Here is a 24,410-nt window from a genome sequence, read left to right as displayed (position 1 = left end):
GGTATTGTAAGCTGACGCAACCACACTTGTAAAGCTTAAATTATAGCTAATTCTGAGGTCGTTAAGAAACGCTAATTTCTTCACGTAAATACAAGCGATAAGCGACTTGTCCGGCTTGTTTTTCTTTAAGTAATTGCCAGTTTGCGGGTGTTTCCAAGGCTAGTTCTTGCTCTACTTCTATATAGATAAGCGCGCTTGAATTTAGCCAGTGATTTTGTTCTAAGGCACGGCAAACGCAATTGGCTAGACCCATTCTGAATGGCGGGTCGATAAACACCACATCAAAACTTTGATCCGCTGGGCGTTGCAGCAGCTGTAAAGTGTCGGCGAGTTGTACATCGGCATTGGTTAAACCTAATGCTTGCACATTCTTGATGAGCTGTGCAGCCGCAGCTTGATCTTTTTCTATCAAGCGGGCGTTTTTGGCAAACCGTGACAGTGCTTCAAACCCTAAGCCCCCAGAGCCTGCAAAGCAGTCGAGCACAGCACTGTCACGAATATCATTCATTAACCAATTAAACAGCGTTTCTTTCACTCGGTCAGTGGTTGGGCGTAATCCTTGCACATCTTTAACCGGAAGCTTACGACCACGATATTTGCCGCCGATGATACGGATAAAACCTGCTTGAAGATGTGAAGAAGTTGATTTGTTTCTCATAGTTACACGGTCTGTCATGATTACGGCAAATAATATTATCAGCATTTTAGCTAAGCGATTGCCTTAGGTGACCCCATATCCATATGTAAAGAGCGATCACTTAACGGCAAGAAGGGCGGAATTTTATCATTAATCCGGCCGCCTTGCATTTTTTCAGTGCTTTAAAGCATGCTACACTGCGCGCTTAATAAGAAATATTGTTGGCCTGACATGTTAATTTCGCGTTTTCGCAAATAGTTAGCATGCGTTTTGAGATAGCTAAGTTGATTATGGTTTGAGTGATAAAAGCTGCACCGCATCAAGCTTTGTTTAATTATAGGTAAGATGTCGCCAAAGCGCTTAGTTAGCTGAATTTTATGCGTGGTTATAAAGGTTTATGGGAAAAACGAACAAATTTTTATCTTGGTTAGGTTTTGGTAAAAAAGCCGAGCAAGAAACTCAACAGGCAGAAGCTGAGCGTTTAGCCGCAGAGCAAGCAGCTCAAGTAGAAGCGGAGCGTTTAGCGGCAGAGCAAGCAGAAGCGAAGCGTTTAGCCGCAGAACAAGCAGCTCAAGCGGAAGCGGAGCGTGTAGCAGCGGAACAAGCCGCTAAAATAGAAGCCGAGCGTTTAGCCGCAGAGCAAGCAGCTAAAGTAGAAGCCGAGCGTTTAGCGGCAGAACAAGCAGCTCAAGCAGAAGCGGAACGTGTAGCAGCGGAACAAGCCGCTAAAGCAGAAGCGGAACGTTTAGCCGCAGAACAAGCCGCTCAAGCAGAAGCGGAGCGTGTAGCCGCAGAACAAGCCGCTAAAGTAGAAGCCGAGCGTTTAGCCGCAGAACAAGCCGCTAAAGTAGAAGCGGAGCGTGTAGCCGCAGAGCAGGCAGCTCAAGCAGAAGCGGAACGTTTAGCCGCAGAGCAGGCAGCTCAAGCAGAAGCCGAGCGTTTAGCCGCAGAACAAGCGGCTCAAGCAGAAGCGGAGCGTTTAGCCGCAGAGCAGGCAGCTCAAGCAGAAGCGGAGCGTGTAGCCGCAGAACAAGCCGCTAAAGTAGAAGCGGAGCGTTTAGCCGCAGAGCAGGCAGCTCAAGCAGAAGCGGAACGTTTAGCCGCAGAGCAGGCAGCTCAAGCAGAAGCGGAGCGTTTAGCCGCAGAACAAGCGGCTCAAGCAGAAGCGGAGCGTTTAGCCGCAGAACAAGCGGCTCAAGCAGAAGCGGAGCGTTTAGCCGCAGAACAAGCGGCTCAAGCAGAAGCGGAGCGTTTAGCGGCGGAACAAGCAGCTCAAGCGGAAGCCGAGCGTTTAGCCGCAGAACAAGCGGCTCAAGCCGAAGCTGAACGTGTAGCAGCGGAACAAGCCGCTAAAGTAGAAGCAGAACGTTTGGCTGCAGAGCAAGCGGCCCAAGCAGAAGCGGAACGTTTAGCGGCAGAACAAGCCGCCCAAGCGGAAGCAGAGCGTTTAGCGGCAGAGCAGGCAGCTCAAGCAGAAGCAGAGCGTTTAGCAGCAGAGCAAGCTGCAGCTCAACCTAAAAAAGGTTTTTTTGCACGCTTAAAAGAAAGCTTAGTAAAAACTAAGGTCAATATCGGTTCTGGTTTTGCCTCTTTATTTAAAGGTAAAAAAATCGATGATGAGTTATTTGAAGAGCTTGAAACACAATTATTGACGGCTGATATTGGGGTGGATACCACCAGCAAGCTGATCGATACCTTGACGGATGTGGCTGACCGCAAACAGTTAAAAGATGGCGATGCACTTTATGAACTGTTAAAGCAAGAAATGGCTAAGATGTTGAAATCGGCGGAGCAGCCGTTGGTCATTAATGCAGACAAAAAGCCGTTTGTAATTTTAATGGTTGGTGTGAATGGCGTAGGTAAAACCACCACGATTGGTAAACTGGCGAAGCAATTCCAGGCGCAAGGCAAATCGGTTATGTTGGCGGCAGGCGACACCTTCCGTGCGGCGGCCGTAGAGCAGCTACAAGTGTGGGGCGAGCGTAACAAGATTGCGGTCATTGCTCAGCACACCGGCGCTGATAGCGCTTCTGTCGTATTTGATGCATTTCAGGCCGCAAAAGCGCGTAATGTTGATGTATTAATTGCCGATACAGCAGGGCGTTTGCAAAATAAAGATCATTTAATGCAAGAGTTGGAAAAAATCGCGCGGGTAATGAAAAAGCTCGACCCAGATGCACCGCATGAAGTGATGTTAACCATTGATGCTGGGACTGGGCAAAATGCCATTAGTCAGGTTAACTTGTTTAATAAAGCCGTTGGTTTAACGGGGATTACTTTAACCAAACTTGATGGTACGGCAAAAGGTGGGGTGATTTTCGCGGTTGCGGATAAGTTCCAGATCCCAATTCGTTTTATCGGGGTGGGTGAAGGTATTGATGACTTGCGTACTTTTAACAGCCAAGACTTTATAGACGCGTTGTTCAGTCAAGAAGATTAATATCAAAACAAACAGGGCTGCAAAGCCCTGTGCGCTAATTATTTGAAGGCAACTCAGTGTGCAAGAGCTTCATGTAATTAGGGTAGAAGCCAAATAAACACAAGAATAGGGCGGGTGATGATAAAATTTCAGCAGGTGAGTAAAACGTTTCCCGGTGGCCATCAGGCGCTGCAAAAAGTCAGTTTTGAACTAGCGCGCGGGGAGTTAGCTTTTTTAACCGGACACAGTGGTGCGGGTAAAAGCACCCTGTTGAAATTAATCAGCGTGATGGAGCGACCCTCAGCTGGACAAGTGTTTATCAATGGTGTCGACCTCAACACCATCAGCAATCGTCAAATTCCCTATGTACGCCGTGATATCGGCATTATTTTCCAAAACCACAGGCTGCTAGACCGCTATACCGTGTTTGACAATGTTGCCTTGCCGTTGGTGATTGAAGGTACGCATCACGGCGCCATTACTAAACGCGTCCATGCCGCGTTAGATAAAGTCGGGTTACTGGATAAAATTAAATGCTATCCACATACCTTATCTGGTGGTGAGCAGCAGCGGGTTGGTATCGCTAGGGCGATTGTCAATTCTCCGCCACTCTTACTAGCAGATGAACCGACCGGTAACCTCGACCCTGAGCTGTCTATGGAGATTTTAAATCTCTTTGAGGATTTTAATCGCCATGGCACTTCAGTACTCATTGCGACCCATGATCTTGGCCTTATCGCGCGTATGAAATATCGCTCACTGACACTTTCTCATGGCCGTATGTCGCAAGATCCGCTAGCGGAGGCATTGTTATGAGTTTGCTATTTAAAGGTCGCCAAACTGGGAGTGAACGAGTAAAGCGTTCGCTATTTGCCAATCTATATTTCTTTGTTTTGATGGTGATCCGTCAGGGTGTGCAAAGCTTAGGGGAAATGTGGCGCACGCCGCTTGCCTCAATCATGACGATTTGTGTGTTAGGGTTAAGTTTAACTCTGCCCGCGACTTTGTACCTAGTAGTTAAAAACGTACAGCAGGTCAGTAGTGGCTTTCAAGAAGCGGCGGAAATATCGCTATTTGTTAAAGATGAGATGAGTGTTCAGCAAACACAAACCTTAGTGAAGCGGTTGGCGCTCTATCCTGAAGTAGAAGAAGTAACCTTAATTGACAAAGAAGCGGCATTACAAGAATTCAAACAAGTCTCAGGGTTTGGTCAGGCACTTGATTACCTCGACCAAAATCCATTACCTAATGTAGTACTGGTTACGCCTTCTAGCCGTCACCGTAGTGCCGCAGCAGCGCAAGCGCTCTTAGATAAGCTCGCCAAAGAGCGTGAAGTCGAGTTCGGTAAATTAGATATAGAATGGCTGGAGCGTTTGAACGCCTTGTTAAGTTTGCTACGCGAGAGTGTTATTACCATTGCTGTGCTGCTATTAACCTCCGTCACACTCATCATAGGTAACACCATACGCTTGTCTATCATGGATAAAAAAGCTGAGATCCAAGTGATGAAGTTAGTGGGAGCGACCAACAGCTTTATTCATACCCCGTTTTTATGGACAGGGATCTGGTATGGCATTATGGGTGGGTTTATTGCGTTTATTTGCTTAGCTGCCATGATGTGGTGGTTAGAGGCGGCGGTCACTCGTGTTGCCGGTGTTTACCAAAGTGACTTTGCGTTACTTGGTTTAACCGCCCAAGAATTAGGGGTATTGCTCATAACTGCGATTGCACTTGGCTTCATTGGCTCGTACTTATCGGTCAATCGCTACATAAAAGAAATTGAACCCGATAAAGTGTAATCGTATATTGCCGTCTACATAGTTTGGCTGATTCAGCAATGACTCAGCCAAAGCTTGCTAAGCTCCTGTCTTGACGTTGTTTTCTTGTTCTTCAAGGTTATTTTTGTCGCGTTACTGTCATATTTAGCAGCTAAACTTGCACTGCAAAAAGCTCACTTTAATTATTGTTTAATTAAACAAAACAAACAGTTACAAACTAATTTGGCAAGGGCAAAAAAAGACTTGCAATGACCCTGATAACGGGTTATAAATTATTTAGCACTCTCAAGGGGAGAGTGCTAAAACTAACGAAATTTGTCACTGAGGTGAAAAATGGGCAACGATTTATACGCAATGGCACTATCAACTGGACAGCAAAGCGCGAGTTTAGAAGGCTACATTCATGCAGTCGGTTCTATTCCTATGCTTGATGCAGAACACGAGAAAGCGCTGGCCACACGTCTTCATCAAGACGGTGATTTGGATGCGGCAAAACAACTCATTATGTCTCACCTCAGATTCGTGGTGCACATTGCTAAGAGCTATTCAGGTTACGGTTTACCACAAGCTGATCTTATCCAAGAAGGTAACATTGGCTTAATGAAAGCAGTAAAACGTTTTAATCCAGAAGTTGGGGTACGCTTAGTGTCTTTCGCGGTACACTGGATCAAAGCAGAAATTCACGAATATGTACTGAAAAACTGGCGTATCGTGAAAGTGGCGACCACTAAAGCACAACGTAAGTTATTCTTTAACCTTCGTAAAAACAAAAAGCGTTTAGGTTGGTTTAACCAAGAAGAAGTCACCACGGTTGCTAATGAATTGGGTGTGAGTGAGCGCGAAGTCCGTGAAATGGAATCGCGTATGAGCGGCCAAGATATGGGCTTTGATTTGACTGCCGATGAAGAAGAAGGCAACAGCTCTGGCACATTTTCACCTGTACAATATCTAACCGATGGTAATGGCGACTTAGCTGATACAATTGAAGAAGAGCAGTGGCAAGAACAGTCGCACAATCGCTTATTTTCTGCGTTAAAAACCCTTGATGAACGCTCACAAGACATCATCAGTGCGCGTTGGTTAGATGACGATAAAGCGACATTACAAGAACTCGCTGAAAAGTATCAGGTCTCTGCAGAGCGCGTACGTCAGCTCGAGAAGACCGCGATGAAGAAACTTCAGCAAGCTATGGTTTAAGTCAAGCTATTAACTCAGTTTCGAGCAAGCATTTAACAAAAAGCCCCAACACTCAGTGTTGGGGCTTTTTGCTTTGGGAGGTTGTTAGTGATCGCGCTGTACGGCGATATTCGCCAGCGCAACTAATGCTTGCTTGTACGGCGAGTCAGGTAAAAAGTTAAGACAAGCTATCGCTCGGTCTGCCTCAAGCTGGGCTTTTTCCATGGTCAAGTCTAGCGCTTTGGTTTGGGCTAAGGTCGCGAGAATATCATCCAAATAGTTCAGGCCGTCGCTGAACTCAATAGCGTGACGGATCTGCGCCACTTGCTCTGGTGTGCCGCGTTGCATCGCGTAAATCAACGGTAGTGTTGGCTTACCTTCAGCTAAGTCGTCACCGATGTTTTTACCTAAGGCTTTAGCGTCCGCGCGGTAATCCAATACATCGTCTACCAACTGAAAGGCAGTGCCTAAGTGCATACCATAGAGCTTCATGGCTTCTTGGGTGGCCGTATCACGTTCAAGAATAATGGCGGGCAGTAAAGTGGCCGCTTCAAACAACTTGGCGGTTTTACTGTAAATCACTTGCATGTAACTGGCTTCAGCTGTGTCTGGATCGTTGCAATTCATCAGCTGTAACACTTCGCCTTCCGCAATGATATTAGTAGCATCAGCAAGAATACGCATCACTTCCATGTTGTTAAGGCCAACCATTAATTGAAATGAGCGGGTGTAGATAAAGTCGCCAACTAATACGCTTGCGGCATTACCAAACTCTGCATTGGCAGTAGGTTCACCGCGACGTAATAAAGATTCATCTACAACATCGTCGTGGAGCAAAGTAGCGGTATGAATAAACTCAACTATGGTTGCTAAGGTAACGTGCTTATCACCCTGATAACCCATCGCTTTAGCCGCAAGGAGAGTGAGCATTGGGCGCACGCGCTTACCACCACTGTTGATGATATAGAGTCCGAGTTGGTTTACTAACGCAACATCTGAGCGCATTTGCGCATGGATCAATTGATTGACGCTGTTCATTTCGTCGTTAATCAGCGTCTGGATAGCCTTAATATCCATTCCTCTCCAAGCCATATCTATGAGATTAACGGCGCGATTGTACTACAAAAAATAACAGGTCACGATATTTTGTCAGGCTGTGACTGAAAAAACACAGTAATTTTCGGTGATTAGAGTGAAAAGTGAACGAACCTGTTCCTTGTTTGGCTAATTTGGCAATTATGACGATTTGATGTAAAAAGCACTTGGCATAAGGCGAAAAATCGATACAATAGCAAAAAATTTTATTCGCCCTCGTTCGAGTTATTTTTTATTCGATTTTTGCTCAAATGGGCTTGCGCGAGGCTACGCATTAGCGTAAACTTCGCGCCCTATCGAAGAATATTTAGTTGCGTCGATTTGAGGGCGCACAGACGGAGTTAATTATGTACGCGGTTTTCCAAAGTGGTGGTAAACAGCACCGTGTGACTGAAGGTCAAACAATTCGTTTAGAGAAGCTAGACGTTGAGACTGGTGCAGCAGTTGAATTTGATTCAGTACTTCTAGTAGCTGATGGTGAGAAAATCGAGATCGGTGCCCCGTTCGTAAACGGTGGTAAAGTGACTGCTGAAGTAGTTTCACACGGTCGCGGTGAGAAAATTAAGATCGTTAAATTTAGACGTCGTAAGCATCACCGTAAAGAAATGGGCCACCGTCAGTGGTTCACTGAAGTTAAAATCACTGGCATTAGCGCTTAATATTAGGGGTACGTAAAGATGGCACATAAAAAGGCAGCTGGTAGTACACGTAACGGTCGCGATTCAGAAAGTAAACGCTTAGGTGTTAAACGTTTTGGTGGCGAATCAGTATTAGCGGGTAACATCATCGTTCGTCAACGTGGTACTAAATTCCACGCTGGTACTAACGCATCAATCGGTCGTGACCACACTATCTTCGCAACTGCAGACGGCAAAGTTGTGTTTGAGCAGAAAGGTCCACTTAACCGTAAATACGTTAGCATCGTTGCTGAGTAATCGGTAAAGAATCAGAAAAACCCCGCTTAGGCGGGGTTTTTTGTTTTTATGGATTAAGGGCGCGGAGAAAACCGTAAAACGCTGTTATAATATAGCCCAGATAATCCGATCCAAATTGCCGAGGCAGTGATGAACCACTGACATCTTAGGATGTAAAGTGAGTGATAACCTTACCAGCTAGGCAATAGGTAAAAACACCTCAAGCGAGTCAAAAGAGAGTAAGCATGAAGTTTGTTGATGAAGTTGAAATCCGCGTAGAAGCCGGTGATGGCGGCAATGGCGTGGTGTCGTTTCGACGCGAAAAATATCTACCGGATGGTGGCCCAGATGGCGGCGACGGCGGCGACGGTGGTAGCGTCTTTTTGCAAGCCGATGAAAACCTCAACACTTTGATTGATTACCAGTTTGAGCGCTTTCATATGGCAGAACGTGGCACCAATGGCCAGTCGCGTAACTGTACCGGTAAAAAAGGCGAAGATTTGATAGTCCGTGTGCCAGTTGGAACGCGCATTATCGACGTTGATACCGAAGAGGTGATGGGCGATTTAACCCAGAACGGTCAAAAGCTATTGGTAGCTAAAGGCGGTTGGCACGGTTTAGGTAATACTCGTTTTAAATCGAGTACAAACCGCGCGCCACGACAAAAAACCATGGGTACCAAAGGTGAAGTGCGTAATTTGCGCTTAGAGCTAATGTTACTTGCGGATGTGGGTTTACTGGGCTTACCAAATGCCGGTAAATCGACTTTTATTCGTAGTGTGTCAGCGGCGAAGCCTAAGGTAGCAGATTATCCATTTACTACTTTAGTACCAAACCTTGGCGTGGTGCGCCCTGCTGTGGGCAAGTCATTCGTTATTGCTGATATTCCAGGTTTGATTGAAGGCGCATCGGAAGGGGCAGGTTTAGGTTTTCGTTTCCTGCGTCACTTAGAGCGTTGTCGAGTGTTATTACATATCGTTGACGTATTGCCAATTGATGGCAGCGATCCGGTTGAAAACGCCTTTGCGATTATTAACGAACTGCATCAATATAGCCCTAAGTTGGCAGAGAAACCGCGTTGGTTAGTGCTTAACAAGATTGACCTGTTACTAGAAGAAGAGCAGGAAGAGATCTGTTCAAGGATAGCGGAAGAACTTGGTGAAGAAACCAATGTTTATCGTATTTCTGCTGCAAACAAGCTCAATACACAACAATTGTGCTTTGATATTATGGCGCTCATTGATAGTTTACCACGTGATAAGTTTGCAGAAGAGCAACAGCAAGAAGAAGTCGAATTCAAGTGGGATACTTACCATAAAGAAGCAACCAAGTCTGATGATGATGACTGGGACGACTGGGATGAAGATGATTACGACGTTGAGGTAGTTTATCAACGTTAAAAAAGGGGCCGTAAGGCCCTTTTTCATAGCTGAAGATTAGAATAAGAGAGAGCATTGTGATTATTTCAATGATTGCTGCGATGGCAAATCATCGTGTGATTGGCAAAGACAACCAAATGCCTTGGCATTTACCAGCCGATTTAGCCCACTTTAAGCGCGTTACTTTAGGTAAGCCAGTAATAATGGGCCGTAAAACCTTTGAATCTATCGGTCGTCCATTACCGGGTCGGCGCAATATTGTGATCAGCTCAAATCCTGATTTTAGCGCTGCCGGAATTGAAATCGTCTCGTCCCCTGAAAAGGCACTGGCCCAAGTGTCTGAGTGCGACGAAGTGATGATCATTGGTGGTGGACATATTTATCAAACCTTTCTTCCGATGGCTGAGCGTCTATACTTAACTTTTATTGACTTAAATGTAATAGGGGATACGCAGTTCCCAGATTACGAAAGTGCGGCTAACTGGCAACAAATTGAAATAACTTGCAACGATCCTGATGATAAAAACCCTTATCATTACCAGTTCGTAACGCTTGAGCGTAAACGATGAAATGTTGCTAACATTTGTAATGGTTGCTACAATTAGCCTAGTACTTACATACGAACAAAGTATTAAAAGGGCCCTCGAATGAAATTATCTACCGTGTTAGTATCAGCATCTCTATGTTTGGCGTCAGTAGCGTTTTCAAATGCTGCTAAAGCGAACGACCAACTTGCTCTGTCTCTGTGCGAGTATGTGGCCGCAAATGACAAAAACCGTTTACGAGATACGCTGAAAACGGCAAGGGTAAAAATGCGCAACGTATACGATTCAGTATTGTGCAATGGCAACAATCTGTTACGTCACGCAATTGCAAGCAATGCAGTTGACGCTGGTGAGTTTGTGGTTAAAAACTTACCGAAGAGCGCACTAGAAGATGGTGCTGATATCGCATGGGCTGAAGGTAATGGCCAAGGCGGTTCTGCGCTTATCGCGATTATCAAAGAACGTGTTGCTGGTAACTAAGCATACGATCTGAATGCGAAAAGCCTCACACTTGTGGGGCTTTTTTGTCACTGAGAAATTTCCCCAAAACGAAAACTACTGCTTTTGTCGTAATTCTCGAAAATGTCATTTTAATCACAAAAAATTTCCATATTAGCCCTTGAGCTTTATCAAAATGCCCTCAATACTTGTAGTGAGACAAGCTAAAAAGGGAGTCGCTATGAAAGTAAATGTTTCAGGTCATCATGTAGACATTACCGATGCCATTAAAAAACACGTAGACGAAAAGTTTAACAAGATAGCGAGTCATTATCCGTCGCTGCTGTCATTGGACGTTATTATCAGCAAAGAGCATAATCGGTTTTATGCCGAAATTAACACCAACTATATTGGGGTTCATCTTGCGGTGAAAGGAGAAGACGACGTGATGTACCCTGCAGTTGCTAATGCTGCCAAGAAGCTTGATTCCGCGTTGCGTCACCGTAAAGGCCAAATTAAGGCCAACAAACATGAAAAGCTAACAGGTTAAAAACGCTAAGCGTACCATTTTTTAATGCAGTACAAGATTTTTAAGTGAAACACAATTGAAGGGCCTTGTGGCCCTTTTTTCTTTGTCGAGGCTTAGTTAGACTGCATCCCAAGATAGTTTATAGCGGTAAGTCATGACATCTCCAGATTATCAGGCACTCCTTGATGCCACCGTCACTCGGGTAAAGCCATTACTAGCGCAAGGCAAAGTGGCCGATTACATTCCGGCTTTAGCAGAAGTCGCACAACAGCAATACGCCATAGCGTTAGTCACCAACGATGGGCAATGTTTTTATGCCGGCGACAGTGAAGCGCGTTTTACGATTCAATCGGTGTCAAAAGTAATGACGCTTACTTTGGCACTGCAACGCTATGGTGAAACATTATGGCAACGGGTGGGGAAGGAGCCTTCGGGCACTGCGTTTAATTCTCTAACTCAGCTGGAATTTGAGCATGGCATACCGCGGAATCCTTTCATTAATGCGGGCGCCATTGTCACCTGTGATGCTTTATTTTCGCGTCTCTCTGCTCCGATTCATAGCATGTTGGAGGCATTTCGCATTCAAGCTGGGAACAGTAAAATTATCATAGACAAGAAAGTGGCGAACTCAGAGTATGAGCATCGCCACCGCAATGCAGCAATGGCGCATTTGATGAAGTCGTTTGGTAACTTTGACAATCAAGTCGATGAAGTCTTACGTGCTTATTTTAGCTATTGTGCAATTGAGCTGAACGCTTTGGAGCTTGCTAAAGCATACAGTTATTTATCGAATCACGGCTTTTGCCAGTTTTCTAAGCAGCAGTTACTAACGGCGCGCCAAACTAAGCAGTTAAATTCTTTATTATTTACCAGTGGGTTATATGACGCCGCCGGTGATTTCGCCTATCGGGTTGGTATGCCGGGTAAATCCGGGGTATCGGGGACGATTGTTGCTGTAGTGCCGGGGAAATTTACCGTTGCGGTGTGGTCACCAGGTTTAGACAAAGTGGGCAATTCTATTGCTGGCATCGCTGCACTGGAATATCTATCTATGCAATTGGATGTTTGCGCGTTTTAATAACAAGCTACATCAGCACTAAGGCCATGACTTGCCTTAATGCTGATGTCGTGTTGAGACAGAGTTACTGATCCCAGTAGGCTTGTTCCAGTGAGTCTTCGCGTTCAGGCAAGCCGCGCGACAAACGTGGCGAATGCTGCACTAGTACTTCATAGCTGGCGCGGTTGGCATATTTGCTGATTTGCGCCAGTGATGAATAGGTAATGGCCTTTTGTTCATGCTTTGCTGAATTGGGCACATTTAGTTTGTGGTAAACGTTTGCTGAAATATCATGCAGTACCGCAGCTAGCGCACAATCGCCCGCGCCATTGGTATTTTTGATGCTATCAGGGCCGCCCATGTATGGTGCAGAATGCGTGTATACTCGTACCGGATGTTGGCAGTCGCTTTTACGCATAGCGCGTGAGTATTCGTAGTGATTAAACTCAGGAATGGCACCTGGCAATAACGGGTGTTCGGTTTCACGTTTAAAACTGTCTTCAACATAGCCCGCCATAAACATGCCGCGCGCACCTGCGGTACAGATCACCATATCAACCCAATCAAGAGCTTTGTCAGCGGCTAATAACGGGTCGGCAAAACCAGTAATGGCTTCACCTTCCTCTTCGTTCATAGCCAGGATATCGACATATTTTTCCACAAACTCAGCCCACCAAACGGGGTCTTTTTCAATCAGGAATTTGGTGCCGAGTGTTAACACTACAGGCACACCCGCCTCATTTGCATATTCAACCGCCTGCATGGTGGCTTGCGTCATGGTTTCGTCACCTTGGGTGCGCATTAAATACGCACTAATCAGTAACGCAGATGAGTTTTGGATCAAAGCTTTGTCGATAGACTCAGGGCGTAAATGGTTCATTAACCCGGCGCTGATAGCGAAGGTGCGCTCGCCACTGTCATCAATCAAAGTAAAACAGCGGCCAATTGGGCCATCGACAGGCTGTAAATAGTTGAGATCAACACGGCTAGAAGTGTTACACAAAAAGCGATAGGCATAGCTGCCAATGCTGATATTTTCGCTCATCACACCCAATAACACAGAACGGTCATCGGCCAACACTGAGTAATTGTGCAAGGTGTTACCTATGGTGCCGCCAGCAAATTCATATTCAACCATCTTGTCACGTTTCAAACGCTCGTAGAGCGCATGAGTGGTTTCGCTGTCGATAACTTGTGACATGCCACGTTTAAGTTGGAATTCATCCAAAAACGCGAGGTCGACTTTAGCTTCGATATCCACTACGATTTGGTCAATACCACAAATATAGTTGTGTGCAAGGCGATCACTGGAGTGAAATTGGCTTATCAGTGGATCTTTGTCTTCCACTGGAAAGTAATGTTTTTGCCTGCGGCGTCCCGGAAATTTCATCTTCTACCCGTGTGTTGTGAGCTTAAGAATTAAAAAGCGGCGAATTATAGCGTAAAGCCTAAAAGCGAAGCCATGCCATTTTGCCTAATTTTAGCAATAATCCCCAAATCGCGCTGTACTTGCTATACCTTGCCTACATAAAACCGCTGCGGTGTTGGCTCGATGTGCTGACCATAATTCAATCGTCTGTCTGTGCGCACGGGATTACTCTTAGGTCGTCTATCTGCAATTCAAAGTCATTTGGGTATATAATCGGCGCGCAGTGAAGGCATAAGCGAAGAATTGAACATGACGACACAACGCTCAGATGAAGAGTGGATGATGCAAGCACTTATGCTTGCCGATAAGGCTTGGCAGCAAGGGGAGATCCCCGTTGGGGCAATTTTGGTAAAAGACGATGAAGTGTTAGGAGAAGGCTGGAATCAGTCGATTACTTTGCATGACCCCTCTGCCCATGCGGAAATGATGGCCATTCGTGCTGCTGGCAAAGCGCTTAAAAACTACCGCCTAGTGGATTGCACTTTGTATGTTACGCTTGAACCTTGTTCTATGTGTGCGGGGTTGTTGGTGCACAGCCGCGTAAAACGCGTGGTTTATGGTGCCTCAGATGCCAAAACAGGTTCGGCGGGTTCAATTATGAATCTGTTACAAGAACCTAAACTCAATCATCAGGTCGAGATCACTCGGGGCGTGTTGGCTGAGGCTTGTGGTGAGAAATTATCAGCGTTTTTTCGTGAGCGCAGGCAACAAATAAAAGCGGCGAAGCAAGCGACTCAAGGCTGAGCCGCTGGTTCTTCGACTTGGATCATGGCGAATTGACGGCGCCGATGAAGAATTTTTTTATGGATATTTTTCAAGGTAATACGGCGACGATTAGGCGACGCATTACGCACATTGCGTTTAAATCTTGCAGTTCGACGTCTCTTTAACATCTGAACCTCCTTATCTGTGAGAGCGGGTGTTACCAAGAGTAACCTTTAGAATGTGATATCTGTTTGACAAGCAAGCTATGCGTTGGGTTCCATTGATAAAAATTATGCATTCTAAACGTGAATGGAACGGCTAGCTTTTGGGCTTGGTCAACAGCACTGAACGGGGGGTCCTCGTGGCGATACGCTTCCATTTTCTCGCGTACCTTCGTTTTGATACTAGCTGGTTTTCCCCTGAAACGGTAGTATTTTATCAGTGCTGCTTGTGACTTTTTGTGACATTGTTGTCGCGTTAGATATTTTCCTTAACCGCTCTTTTTACCTTGGTTGTGATGCAGCGTGACGCGGTGTTTTCCTACTATAGCTTGGTAACACTTGAACTGAGATCAAGTAGTTAGCAGCACAATCAGCAAAGTACTGTGATTTTTTCCGCTTTTGACATTTTTGTGTTAAATCCAACAGCTATTTCGACTATAATAGCGACCCAAAATATCGTTCAATCCTTAACCCCGGATGAAAATACCTATGTTAATCTTACGTGGTGCGCCAGCACTTTCTGAGTTTAAAGTTCAAAAGATCCTTGAAAAATGCGCAGCAGCGAACCTACCAGTGTCTGGTGTGTACGCTGAATTTATGCATTTTGCTGATCTCACAGAGGCGCTGACCGAGGCGGAATCAGACAAGCTACAAAAGCTGTTAACGTACGGTCCAACCATTCCTCTACATGAGCCACAAGGCGCATTAATCCTGGTTACTCCTCGCCTTGGCACGATTTCTCCGTGGGCATCTAAGGCAACTGATATTGCCAATAACTGTGGTCTAGCTAAAGTACACCGTGTTGAGCGTGGTATCGCTTACTATATTGAGGGTCAGTTATCTGCAGAAGAGCTGGCAGAAGTCGCTAAGCTAGTACACGACCGCATGACTGAGTCAACGCACACCACGCTTGAAGCTGCCGCGCAGCTATTCCGTGTTGAGTCGCCACGTCCTATGTCATCTGTGGATATTTTGGGTGGTGGTCGTGAGGCGTTAGTAGCAGCAAACGTCGAGCAAGGCTTTGCCTTAGCGGACGACGAAATTGATTACTTGGTAGAAAACTTCCAAAAGTTAGGTCGTAACCCTAACGATATCGAATTATTTATGTTCGCGCAGGCGAACTCTGAACACTGTCGTCACAAAATCTTTAATGCAGATTGGACTATCGACGGTGTGGAACAGCCTAAATCACTGTTCAAAATGATCAAAAATACTTACGAAACGCACAGCGAAAACGTCTTATCAGCTTATAAAGACAACGCTGCGGTAATGACAGGGTCAAAAGCAGGTCGTTTCTTCCCAAATAACGAAGGTGAATACGCGTATCATCAAGAAGATATTCATATTTTGATGAAAGTTGAAACCCATAACCACCCAACAGCGATTGCGCCATTCTCTGGTGCGTCGACTGGTTCTGGTGGTGAGATTCGTGACGAAGGTGCAACTGGCCGTGGTTCTAAGCCAAAAGCAGGTTTAGTCGGCTTTACGGTATCAAACTTACGTATTCCTGGTTTTGAACAGCCGTGGGAAAGCGATTTTGGTAAGCCAAACCGCATCGTCAATGCGCTCGATATTATGATTGATGGCCCACTCGGTGGCGCTGCGTTTAACAACGAATTTGGTCGTCCAAACCTACTTGGTTACTTCCGTACTTACGAAGAGAAAGTGAACAGCCACAACGGTGAAGAAGTACGTGGTTACCACAAGCCAATCATGATTGCCGGTGGTCTTGGTAACATTCGTGAAAGCCACGTGCAAAAAGGCACTATTCCAGTTGGCGCGAAGTTAATTGTTCTAGGTGGTCCTGCGATGAACATCGGCCTTGGTGGCGGTGCGGCTTCTTCAATGGCATCAGGCCAATCAAACGAAGATTTAGATTTTGCTTCTGTACAACGTGAAAACCCTGAAATGGAACGTCGTTGTCAGGAAGTGATTGACAAATGTTGGCAGTTGGGCGATGCGAACCCGATTGCCTTTATTCATGACGTTGGTGCGGGTGGGATCTCCAATGCGTTCCCAGAGCTGGTCAACGATGGCGGTCGCGGTGGTAAGTTTGAACTACGTAACGTACCAAACGATGAACCGGGTATGGCACCACACGAAATTTGGTGTAACGAATCACAAGAGCGTTACGTTCTTGCGGTTGCAGCAGAAGACTTCCCACGTTTTGAAGCTATCTGTAAACGTGAGCGCGCGCAGTACGCGGTGATTGGTACCGCGACTGAAGAGCGTCATTTAACGGTTTCGGATAGCCATTTTGATAACAATCCGGTTGATTTGCCACTTGATGTATTGTTAGGCAAGCCGCCAAAAATGCACCGTGACGTGACCTCAAAGCAAGCGCAAGGTCAGGCACTGGATACTGCGGGGATTGATTTAGCCGATGCGGCGATGCGCTTATTGCGTTTGCCAACCATTGCAGAAAAAACCTTCTTAATCACCATTGGTGACCGCACTGTGACTGGTTTAGTGGCGCGCGACCAAATGGTTGGCCCATGGCAAGTGCCAGTTGCGAACTGTGCGGTAACGGCAGCGACCTACGACACTTACCATGGTGAAGCGATGTCTATGGGGGAGCGTACTCCAGCGGCACTACTTAACTATGGTGCCTCCGCACGTTTAGCGGTTGGTGAGGCACTGACTAACCTAGCTTGTGCCAACATTGGTGGCCTTGAGAATGTAAAACTCTCGGCAAACTGGATGGCAGCAGCCGGTCACCCGGGTGAAGACGCTGGTCTTTACGAGGCAGTTAAAGCGGTGGGCGAAGAGCTATGTCCAGCGCTTGGCTTGACGATTCCGGTTGGTAAAGACTCCATGTCAATGAAGACCAAGTGGGATGAAAACGGTGAAGAGAAATCGGTTACTGCACCATTGTCATTGATTATCACTGCATTTGGTCGTGTTGAAGACATTCGTAAAACAGTGACGCCACAACTGCGCACTGACAAAGGTGACACTAGTCTAGTATTGGTTGACTTAGGTGCAGGCCAAAATCGTTTGGGTGCATCTTGTTTGGCGCAAGTTTATAAGCAACTAGGTGACAAAACCCCAGATGTAGATAGCCCTGAACTACTAAAAGGCTTCTACAATGCGATGCAAGCTTTAGTTGCTGATGCTAAATTGTTGGCTTACCACGACCGCTCAGACGGTGGTCTATTCACCACTATCGCAGAAATGGCTTTTGCGGGCCATACTGGTGTGAGCGTTTCGCTCGATGGTCTAGTTGGAACTGATCTCGAAGTGCTGTTTAACGAAGAGTTAGGTGCTGTGATCCAAGTGCGCAATGACGACTTAGCGGCAGTGCAAGCGGTACTTGTTGCGCATGGCCTAGATGCGGTAACGCACGTCATTGGTACGTTAAACGCAGACGACCAAGTCATCTTTAACCGTGCTGGCAAGTCAGTACTTGCGCATGCTCGTACTGAGCTACGCACTGTATGGGCTGAAACCACCTATCAAATGCAGGCCATGCGTGATAACCCGGCGTGTGCTAAACAAGAGTTTGATGCCAAGTTTGATGCCAAAGACCCAGGTTTAAATGTGAAATTAGGCTTTGATATCAATGAAGATATCGCAGCGCCTTATATTGCTACGGGTGCTAAGCCGCGCATGGCCATTTTGCGTGAGCAAGGTGTTAACTCGCATTTAGAAATGGCAGCCGCCTTTAATCGCGCAGGTTTTGCGGCGATTGACGTTCATATGAGCGATATCCTTGAGGGTCGTATCACCCTTGAGCAATTTAAAGGTTTAGTCGCCTGCGGTGGTTTCTCGTACGGTGACGTACTAGGTGCTGGTGAAGGTTGGGCGAAGTCTATTCTATTCAATGACATGGCGCGTGCGCAGTTCCAAACGTTCTTTGAGCGCCCAGATACTTTCAGTTTAGGGGTATGTAACGGTTGTCAAATGATGTCAACGTTACGTGAATTGATCCCAGGTACTGAACATTGGCCACGCTTTGTACAAAACAAGTCGGCCCGTTTTGAAGCACGTTTTAGCTTAGTTGAAGTACAAGAAAGCCCGTCAATCCTGTTCCAAGGTATGGCTGGCTCACGTATGCCAATTGCGGTATCGCATGGTGAAGGTCATGCTGAGTTCCGTAATACGGCAGCAATTGAGCATGCGTTAAGCTCAGGCACGGTAGCGGTGAAGTTTGTTGATAACTATGGCAATCCAACCGAAAACTACCCAGCTAACCCGAACGGTTCACCAGCGGGTATTACTGGTATTACCTCACTTGATGGTCGTGCGACAGTCATGATGCCTCACCCTGAGCGTGTGTTCCGTGCAGTCGCTAACTCTTGGCGCCCAGACGAGTGGCAAGAAGACAGCCCATGGATGCGTATGTTCCGTAACGCACGTAAATACATAGGTTAAGCGATTAAGGTTGCGAGACTAACAAAAAAGGCGCTCACTAAGCGCCTTTTCTTTGTCAAAATAATGGGTTAGCGGTTATCTGAGTTGCAGTTGGCGAGCAGTTGTTGCCAAAAAGCCATACCTTTACGGCGGGCTAAACGTATGTTGTTGTCCGGAATACTATCCGGATCGTCATAATTTTCCAGCGCTAATGCCATGCTTGCCTCGCGGATCAAATGTAAGGTTGGATAGGGCGCGCGATTGGTATAATTGGCAGGGTCGTTTTCGTCGCTGTCAGCAAACACATAGTTCGGATGAAAGTTGGCGATTTGGTATTTACCTTCATAACCTTGTGCAGCCAGCAACGCATTAGCAAGGTCAACTAAATCAAGAAATTCGTCAAAATCAGCAAACCCCGCGGGGAAAATCAGTAAAGTCGTCTCTCGCTCAGGGTATTGATCAAGGGCAATGCAGGCTTCAATCATGGCCAAAACGGCGTCTTCCAAAGTTGTGGCGTTGTTGACGTCGTAATGAATGGTATTTTGCTCGACTTCTTTGCGAGCAAATGGGCAGAAGTTATATTTAACAATGACATTACTCACCCAGTTTTGCATGCTGAGGACAGTGGCGTTAGACATCTTACATTACTCCAGATGACGATAAATCAGGTCTAAGGTGCGCGCTTCGGCACCTTGATTGGCAGCTAAACAGCGCTGTGCGTGTTGCCCAAGCTGCTGACAAGCTTCTGCGTCGTTGAATAAATTGGCCAATTGCGTTGCAAGTGCAGTGCTATCTTGTACTATTTTGGCACCACCAAGCGCTAATAGTTCAGGATAAATATGGGCAAAGTTATGATAGCTGGGGCCGCTTAAAATACCGACTGCAAAGGCCGCCGCTTCGAGCGGGTTATGGCCGCCACGATCTATCAGGCTACCGCCCACATAAGCGATATTAGCCGCGCCGTAAAGGCGTTTAAGCTCCCCTAAAGTATCGGCTAGCAATACTTGTGTGTGAGCCGTGAGCTGCATTGCAGTTCGTGAGCAAAAATGCAAACCCGCTTGTTGAATTAAACTGGCCACTAGAGGAAATTGCTCAGGGTGGCGCGGTGCAATAATAAGCAGAGCATTTGGGTGAATGAGTAACAGCTGCTGATGCGCAGCCAACACTTGTTCATGTTCGCCAGGGTGGGTAGAGCCTGCGACCCACACCGGACGTTCTGGCCATAGCGCTTTTAGCTCAGCGACCGTTTGCTGGTCTTCATCGCTGATTTGTAAGTCAAATTTTACTGAGCCCGTGACAGTGAGTTTACTTTCATCCAGCCCTAGCTCGACAAAACGTTTGCCATCGGTACTACTGTGGCAACCAACCGCGCTAAGTTGGCTTAGCATAGCTTGGCTAAGCGCAGCAAAGCGCTGATAACCCTGAGCTGATTTTGCTGACAGTCGAGCGTTTAGTAGTATGGTCTGACAGCCATTTTTTTGCGCAGCAGCAATTAAGTTAGGCCACAATTCAGTTTCAAATAAACACACTAATTTTGGCTGCAATACGCGGATAAAACGGCGGCTGATATGCCAAAAGTCCAGCGGTAAGTAACAAACTTGTACACTGTTGCCAAATTGTTGCTGAATTTGGGTGCGCCCCGTTGGCGTATTGCAGGTGAGGATCAATCGTTCATCGCGGCTGCTTAATAGTTTTTTGATAATAGGCGCAGCGGCAAGTACCTCGCCGACAGAGGCACAGTGAAAAACCAGCGCGTGTTTAGGTAAGTGAGTTAGTCTAAGCGCCAAGCGTTCAGCAAAATGGTAACGATAAGCAGGTTGCTTGTTGCCTCGCATCACGTACAAGTACAGCAAAATGAGTGGAGCCAGTAAATACAGCAGCACACTGTAGGCAAAACGGGACATAAGTGCCTCAATCTATAATTCAGCGGCCATTTTAGCGCTCTGGACATTTGGTGCAAGTCACTCACCTTGGTAATTACACTTTTAAACAGCTAACAAACTGTGTTTCTTGGGTAAATTTGTTAGTATGGAATAAATTTGTCATTCATTCTTAGCCCATAATGAAAAAGCGTGTTTGTTTAGTGCCTCTATTAGCTGCGTTGATGTTGCCAACTGCGTTTGCAGCGCCAACAGCTTATCTGCCGCTTGGCTCTGATCCATTACTGGAATATCAAGTCGAACAATTATTTGCCCTGACCACGGGGACGCCTTCGGCCAAGCCTTATCGTTTGACCGATATTCATAACGCCTTGCGCCATGCAAGAACCAAACAACCAGCCTTGTATGATGCGATTGTGGATAAGTTAAAAATCTACAATAGCCGCGATGCGGTAGTGCGCCAAGGAGTTGAACTAAGGGTCAAAAATGGCGAAACGCATGCGCTTGGTAATGACCGCGGTAATACCTCAGCTGAGTATGCACAGCTTTCGTTTGAAGGGATTTGGCGAGGCAGTGAAAACACCTTAATGCAGGTTGGCTTGGAATATCGCGTGAAGGCGGCTGAATTGGTCCCGTATAACACCTTTGTTGCTTATTCGCTTGGTAATGTGCAAGTTGATTTAGGTTACAAAGAGCATTGGTTGTCGCCGTTTAAGCATTTCGCACAGGTGTATTCTAATAATGCAGAGCCTTCTCCATCAGTATCACTTGGCTTAGTGTCACCTTTGCACAATTGGTGGAATTTGGACATTGAGCTGTTTTACTCCGAGTTAGATCATGTTGAAGATGGTTTTTATCATCAGGGACAAGTTGTCAGTGGCACGCCTCAATTAGCAGGCACACGTTTACATTTTGAGCCAGTTGAGGGTTGGACAATTGGCTTTAATCGCATAATGCAGTTTGGTGGTGGCCCGCGAGATGTGTCTGTCAAAGATGTTTTTAAAGCGTTTTTTGACCCAGCAGGGCAAGACAATCGTGATTTAAGTGGAGGCACATTTGATAGTGAGCTTGGCGACCAGTGGGCAACTATCACTTCTCACCATCAGTTTACAGAATGGTTTAATGGCGAAATTTACTTCGAGTATGGCGGGGAAGATACCAAAGATCATAAAAATTACCAGTTTGGTAATTTAGCCATCAATGCCGGCGTCTATTTACCCACCCTGACGGATAAATCATCACTGCGCTATGAATACAGCAATATGCATAGCCGTTGGTATACTAACGAACTTTATTTTAAAAATGGCAATACGATTGATGGTTTTGTGGTCGGGAGTTTTATTGCCGATAGTCGGGTATTCGGTGATGACAATCCATCTAAAGCACACATTTTGGAATGGGTGTATAATAGCAGTTTGAGTTCACAATGGCGGTTAAAATACACCACGATTGCGAAAGAGAATGTCGAGGATTCTGGTTTTCCTATCATAGACTTTACCTATCAACACCGTGCTCATGAACTTGAAATTGTCCGTAACGAACGTTGGCAAGATAAACAAGTAGAAGCCAAGCTAGCGGTTGGTAAAGATGTGTTTGGTGAAAACTATTCTTGGTTGTCTCTTAATATTTATTGGTAATTCACACGGGCTTAATTACTAGGAAATCATATGTCAAAGCTAGAAGCCGTTGCGGCAAGTTATTTAGAAAGTCTTGCACGGCACAATGCCGTGTTTGCGACCATGGCAAATTATCAAAACGAGTGCCAAGCGCTGTTGGCTGCTTGTATGCAAACGCTGCAATCAGGCGGTAAAGTGATTTGGTGTGGCAATGGCGGCAGTGCTGCGGATGCCCAGCATTTGGCGGCAGAGTTTGTGGTGCGTTATAAGAAAGAGCGTGGTCCTCTGGCTGCAATCGCTTTGACAACCGACACTTCTATTCTTACTGCGCACAGCAATGACTACCATTTTGACACTGTGTTTGAGCGCCAAGTACTAGCACTGTGTAAACCGGAAGATTTAGTCATCGGTTTAACCACGTCCGGCACTAGCGCCAACATTAATCTAGCATTAGCGGCAGCGAATGAGATTGGCGCGATGACAGTCGCGCTTACTGGCCGTGAAGGTGGCAAAGTAAAAGACATCGCAAAATTGCCTATTATCATTCGCAATGATGAAACAGCACGCATTCAAGAAGCGCACATGTTTATCGGCCATTGGTTGTGCGAAGCTGTTGATATGTTGGTTGCGGAGTAAGCCATGGAGTTGTCGTTTTTACAGCATTTGTCCAAGGCTAAAGTGTTAGTGGTTGGCGATGTAATGCTCGACAAATATTGGCATGGTGATACCGGACGAATTTCTCCAGAAGCGCCTGTGCCAGTAGTCAAAGTCGCGAAAGTAGAAGACAAAGCGGGCGGCGCGGCTAACGTAGCGAAAAATATCGCGCATTTGGATGGTCAAGTCGGGTTACTTGGTTTGATAGGTGAAGATGACAATGGCCAAGTGCTTGAAGCGATTCTTGCAGCTGATCATATCGCTTCTCAGCTCGTTAAAGTGGCCGAGCTACCGACTATCGCCAAAATGCGCGTTATCTCGCGTCATCAACAAGTGGTGCGTTTAGATGTTGAAGAGCCGTTTAGTCTTAGCCACAGTGAACTGCTATTAGCACGTCTTGAGAATGTGTTAGCAGACTACGATATTGTGGTGTTTTCTGATTACAACAAAGGGGCGCTTGGCCATATCGAAGCCATGATAAAGCTTGCTAAACAAGCCGGTAAGCTAGTGCTCGTTGACCCTAAATCACATGATCTCAATAAATATCGTGGTGCTGATATTATCACCCCCAATCTTAGTGAGTTTCGTCTTGCTGGTGGTGATAGCCAATCTGAAGAGACGCTCACCGAGAGTGCGCGCAAACTGATTGCGGATGCGGGAATTGGCGCCATGTTACTGACGCGCTCAGAGCAAGGCATGTCACTTATCAACGCCACTGAGAAACATGATTTTGCAGCGCAAGTATTGGAAGTGAGCGATGTGACCGGTGCGGGTGATACTGTGATTGCCACCCTTGCTGTGATGCTAGGTGCTGGTATGGCGGCAAAAGACGCGGTGGAAATGGCAAACCTTGCTGCAGGCATTGTGGTAGGTAAATTAGGTGCAGCCACTGTGTCGCCAGAAGAGTTAAGCCGTAAGCTTGGCCAGTATTTAAAAGCCACGGGCGAGCATTATCAGACCCCATTTGATGATGTCTTGAAACATATTGAGTTTGCCCGCCAAAGTGGTGAAAAAATCGTTTTCACTAATGGTTGTTTTGATATTCTCCACGCAGGGCATGTGCGCTATTTGGCTCAAGCCAAAGCGCGTGGTGACCGTTTGGTAGTCGGGTTGAATAATGATGAGTCGATTGCTCGACTGAAAGGTCCAGAGCGTCCAGTTAACCCTTTAAATGAGCGCGCTATGGTGTTATCGGCGCTGGCGTCGGTGGATTGGGTGATCCCGTTTGGATGTGTTTCGGAAAATGACACCCCAGCGGCGTTAATCGAAAAAGTGAAACCTGATGTACTCGTTAAAGGCGGCGATTATACTGTCGAACAGATTGCTGGAGCTGAGTTTGTGTTGGCTAATGGCGGTACAGTGGAAGTATTGAGCTTCTTGGATGGATGTTCAACGTCTAACGTGATCCGTAAAATCAAAGCCCAGTAATATAGTTGGCTGAGCCAATGTGCATAAAAAAGCCGGTTGAACCGGCTCAGATTGTTTTGAGTGGCCGTGTCTAAGGTCTTTTGAGGGGGTTTAGCGGCGTTTTCGAGGCTATTTGCTAGTGTGCAGCCACGAGTGCCATTTTCTTCATATTTTGACA

The 24,410-nt window shown here is 46.3% G+C and carries 22 protein-coding genes; 16 read left to right on the top strand and 6 right to left on the bottom strand.

The genetic code is table 11. From position 1 onward, the window contains the following. Nucleotides 1-61: 61 nt before the first annotated feature. Nucleotides 62-658, bottom strand: a complete 597-nt coding sequence (rsmD, locus tag ACFOEE_RS02850) for a 16S rRNA (guanine(966)-N(2))-methyltransferase RsmD (protein ID WP_377120733.1) — start codon at nucleotides 656-658, stop codon at nucleotides 62-64. A 376-nt stretch (nucleotides 659-1,034) separates the two neighbouring features. On the opposite strand from rsmD, the gene ftsY reads away from it, so the two are divergent. The 4 genes from ftsY to rpoH all read left to right on the top strand — a co-directional run bounded on the left by ftsY (nucleotide 1,035) and on the right by rpoH (nucleotide 6,031). Beyond that, entirely contained in the window at nucleotides 1,035-3,077 is a 2,043-nt protein-coding gene (ftsY, locus tag ACFOEE_RS02845; RefSeq protein WP_377120731.1) for a signal recognition particle-docking protein FtsY, read from the top strand. Between the two features lie 117 nt (nucleotides 3,078-3,194). Then, on the top strand, nucleotides 3,195-3,872 hold the full coding sequence (ftsE, locus tag ACFOEE_RS02840) for a cell division ATP-binding protein FtsE (protein ID WP_377120729.1): 678 nt from the start codon (nucleotides 3,195-3,197) through the stop codon (nucleotides 3,870-3,872). Beyond that, nucleotides 3,869-4,855 (top strand): permease-like cell division protein FtsX, encoded by a 987-nt coding sequence (ftsX, locus tag ACFOEE_RS02835; protein WP_377120726.1) that lies wholly within the window; start codon nucleotides 3,869-3,871, stop codon nucleotides 4,853-4,855. The genes ftsE and ftsX overlap by 4 nt, the downstream gene beginning before the upstream one ends. 312 nt (nucleotides 4,856-5,167) lie before the next feature. Beyond that, nucleotides 5,168-6,031, top strand: coding sequence for an RNA polymerase sigma factor RpoH (rpoH, locus tag ACFOEE_RS02830; RefSeq protein WP_377120724.1), 864 nt, complete (start codon nucleotides 5,168-5,170; stop codon nucleotides 6,029-6,031). An 84-nt stretch (nucleotides 6,032-6,115) separates the two neighbouring features. Here rpoH and ispB read toward each other — a convergent pair whose 3' ends face one another. After that, entirely contained in the window at nucleotides 6,116-7,087 is a 972-nt protein-coding gene (ispB, locus tag ACFOEE_RS02825; RefSeq protein ID WP_377120722.1) for an octaprenyl diphosphate synthase, read from the bottom strand. Nucleotides 7,088-7,452: 365 nt separating this feature from the next. Between ispB and rplU the strand changes: the two genes are divergently transcribed. The 7 genes from rplU to glsB all read left to right on the top strand — a co-directional run bounded on the left by rplU (nucleotide 7,453) and on the right by glsB (nucleotide 11,988). Then, nucleotides 7,453-7,764 (top strand): 50S ribosomal protein L21, encoded by a 312-nt coding sequence (gene rplU, locus ACFOEE_RS02820; protein WP_377120720.1) that lies wholly within the window; start codon nucleotides 7,453-7,455, stop codon nucleotides 7,762-7,764. A gap of 18 nt (nucleotides 7,765-7,782) precedes the next feature. Beyond that, entirely contained in the window at nucleotides 7,783-8,040 is a 258-nt protein-coding gene (gene rpmA, locus ACFOEE_RS02815; protein ID WP_005490996.1) for a 50S ribosomal protein L27, read from the top strand. A 224-nt stretch (nucleotides 8,041-8,264) separates the two neighbouring features. After that, complete coding sequence (gene cgtA, locus ACFOEE_RS02810; protein WP_377120718.1) at nucleotides 8,265-9,419, top strand: Obg family GTPase CgtA; 1,155 nt, start codon at nucleotides 8,265-8,267, stop codon at nucleotides 9,417-9,419. Between the two features lie 56 nt (nucleotides 9,420-9,475). Then, nucleotides 9,476-9,967, top strand: a complete 492-nt coding sequence (gene folA / locus ACFOEE_RS02805) for a type 3 dihydrofolate reductase (RefSeq protein WP_377120716.1) — start codon at nucleotides 9,476-9,478, stop codon at nucleotides 9,965-9,967. Nucleotides 9,968-10,045: 78 nt separating this feature from the next. Continuing rightward, nucleotides 10,046-10,423, top strand: a complete 378-nt coding sequence (locus ACFOEE_RS02800) for a DUF3718 domain-containing protein (RefSeq protein WP_377120714.1) — start codon at nucleotides 10,046-10,048, stop codon at nucleotides 10,421-10,423. Between the two features lie 199 nt (nucleotides 10,424-10,622). Further along, nucleotides 10,623-10,931, top strand: coding sequence for a ribosome hibernation-promoting factor, HPF/YfiA family (gene hpf, locus ACFOEE_RS02795; protein WP_377120712.1), 309 nt, complete (start codon nucleotides 10,623-10,625; stop codon nucleotides 10,929-10,931). 133 nt (nucleotides 10,932-11,064) lie between these two features. Further along, nucleotides 11,065-11,988, top strand: a complete 924-nt coding sequence (gene glsB, locus ACFOEE_RS02790) for a glutaminase B (protein ID WP_377120710.1) — start codon at nucleotides 11,065-11,067, stop codon at nucleotides 11,986-11,988. Between the two features lie 64 nt (nucleotides 11,989-12,052). Here the strand turns inward: glsB and ACFOEE_RS02785 are convergent, their stop codons facing one another. Then, complete coding sequence (locus tag ACFOEE_RS02785) at nucleotides 12,053-13,357, bottom strand: inosine/guanosine kinase (RefSeq protein ID WP_377120708.1); 1,305 nt, start codon at nucleotides 13,355-13,357, stop codon at nucleotides 12,053-12,055. A gap of 288 nt (nucleotides 13,358-13,645) precedes the next feature. On the opposite strand from ACFOEE_RS02785, the gene tadA reads away from it, so the two are divergent. Next, on the top strand, nucleotides 13,646-14,140 hold the full coding sequence (gene tadA / locus ACFOEE_RS02780) for a tRNA adenosine(34) deaminase TadA (RefSeq protein ID WP_377120706.1): 495 nt from the start codon (nucleotides 13,646-13,648) through the stop codon (nucleotides 14,138-14,140). Here tadA and ACFOEE_RS02775 read toward each other — a convergent pair. Then, complete coding sequence (locus ACFOEE_RS02775) at nucleotides 14,131-14,289, bottom strand: hypothetical protein (protein WP_377120704.1); 159 nt, start codon at nucleotides 14,287-14,289, stop codon at nucleotides 14,131-14,133. The genes tadA and ACFOEE_RS02775 overlap by 10 nt on opposite strands. Nucleotides 14,290-14,811: 522 nt before the next feature. Between ACFOEE_RS02775 and purL the strand changes: the two genes are divergently transcribed. After that, a complete protein-coding gene (gene purL, locus ACFOEE_RS02770) occupies nucleotides 14,812-18,696 on the top strand; it encodes a phosphoribosylformylglycinamidine synthase (protein WP_377120702.1) in 3,885 nt (1,294 codons plus the stop codon). Between the two features lie 68 nt (nucleotides 18,697-18,764). Here the strand turns inward: purL and ACFOEE_RS02765 are convergent, their stop codons facing one another. Together ACFOEE_RS02765 and waaA are read right to left on the bottom strand one after the other, a co-directional pair. Continuing rightward, on the bottom strand, nucleotides 18,765-19,313 hold the full coding sequence (locus ACFOEE_RS02765) for a DUF1415 domain-containing protein (protein WP_377120700.1): 549 nt from the start codon (nucleotides 19,311-19,313) through the stop codon (nucleotides 18,765-18,767). 6 nt (nucleotides 19,314-19,319) lie between these two features. Beyond that, nucleotides 19,320-20,579 carry a lipid IV(A) 3-deoxy-D-manno-octulosonic acid transferase gene (waaA, locus tag ACFOEE_RS02760; RefSeq protein ID WP_377120698.1) on the bottom strand — a complete coding sequence of 420 codons (1,260 nt, stop codon included), beginning with the start codon at nucleotides 20,577-20,579 and terminating at the stop codon, nucleotides 19,320-19,322. A gap of 158 nt (nucleotides 20,580-20,737) precedes the next feature. Between waaA and ACFOEE_RS02755 the strand changes: the two genes are divergently transcribed. Genes ACFOEE_RS02755 through hldE form a run of 3 tightly spaced genes read left to right on the top strand, consistent with a single transcriptional unit; the run spans nucleotide 20,738 to nucleotide 24,253 of the window. Further along, the gene (locus tag ACFOEE_RS02755) at nucleotides 20,738-22,192 is read left to right on the top strand and encodes a capsule assembly Wzi family protein (RefSeq protein WP_377120696.1); all 1,455 of its coding nucleotides are present in this window, start codon (nucleotides 20,738-20,740) and stop codon (nucleotides 22,190-22,192) included. Between the two features lie 30 nt (nucleotides 22,193-22,222). After that, a complete protein-coding gene (locus tag ACFOEE_RS02750) occupies nucleotides 22,223-22,807 on the top strand; it encodes an SIS domain-containing protein (RefSeq protein ID WP_377120694.1) in 585 nt (194 codons plus the stop codon). Between the two features lie 3 nt (nucleotides 22,808-22,810). Then, nucleotides 22,811-24,253 (top strand): bifunctional D-glycero-beta-D-manno-heptose-7-phosphate kinase/D-glycero-beta-D-manno-heptose 1-phosphate adenylyltransferase HldE, encoded by a 1,443-nt coding sequence (hldE, locus tag ACFOEE_RS02745; protein ID WP_377120692.1) that lies wholly within the window; start codon nucleotides 22,811-22,813, stop codon nucleotides 24,251-24,253. The last annotated feature ends 157 nt before the right edge of the window (nucleotides 24,254-24,410 follow it).

Source organism: Pseudoalteromonas fenneropenaei (assembly GCF_042643375.1).
In the GTDB taxonomy this organism is placed as follows: domain Bacteria; phylum Pseudomonadota; class Gammaproteobacteria; order Enterobacterales; family Alteromonadaceae; genus Pseudoalteromonas; species Pseudoalteromonas fenneropenaei.
The sequence above is the reverse complement of the archived record's forward strand: the minus strand, read 5'-3'. Positions and strand labels throughout refer to the sequence as shown.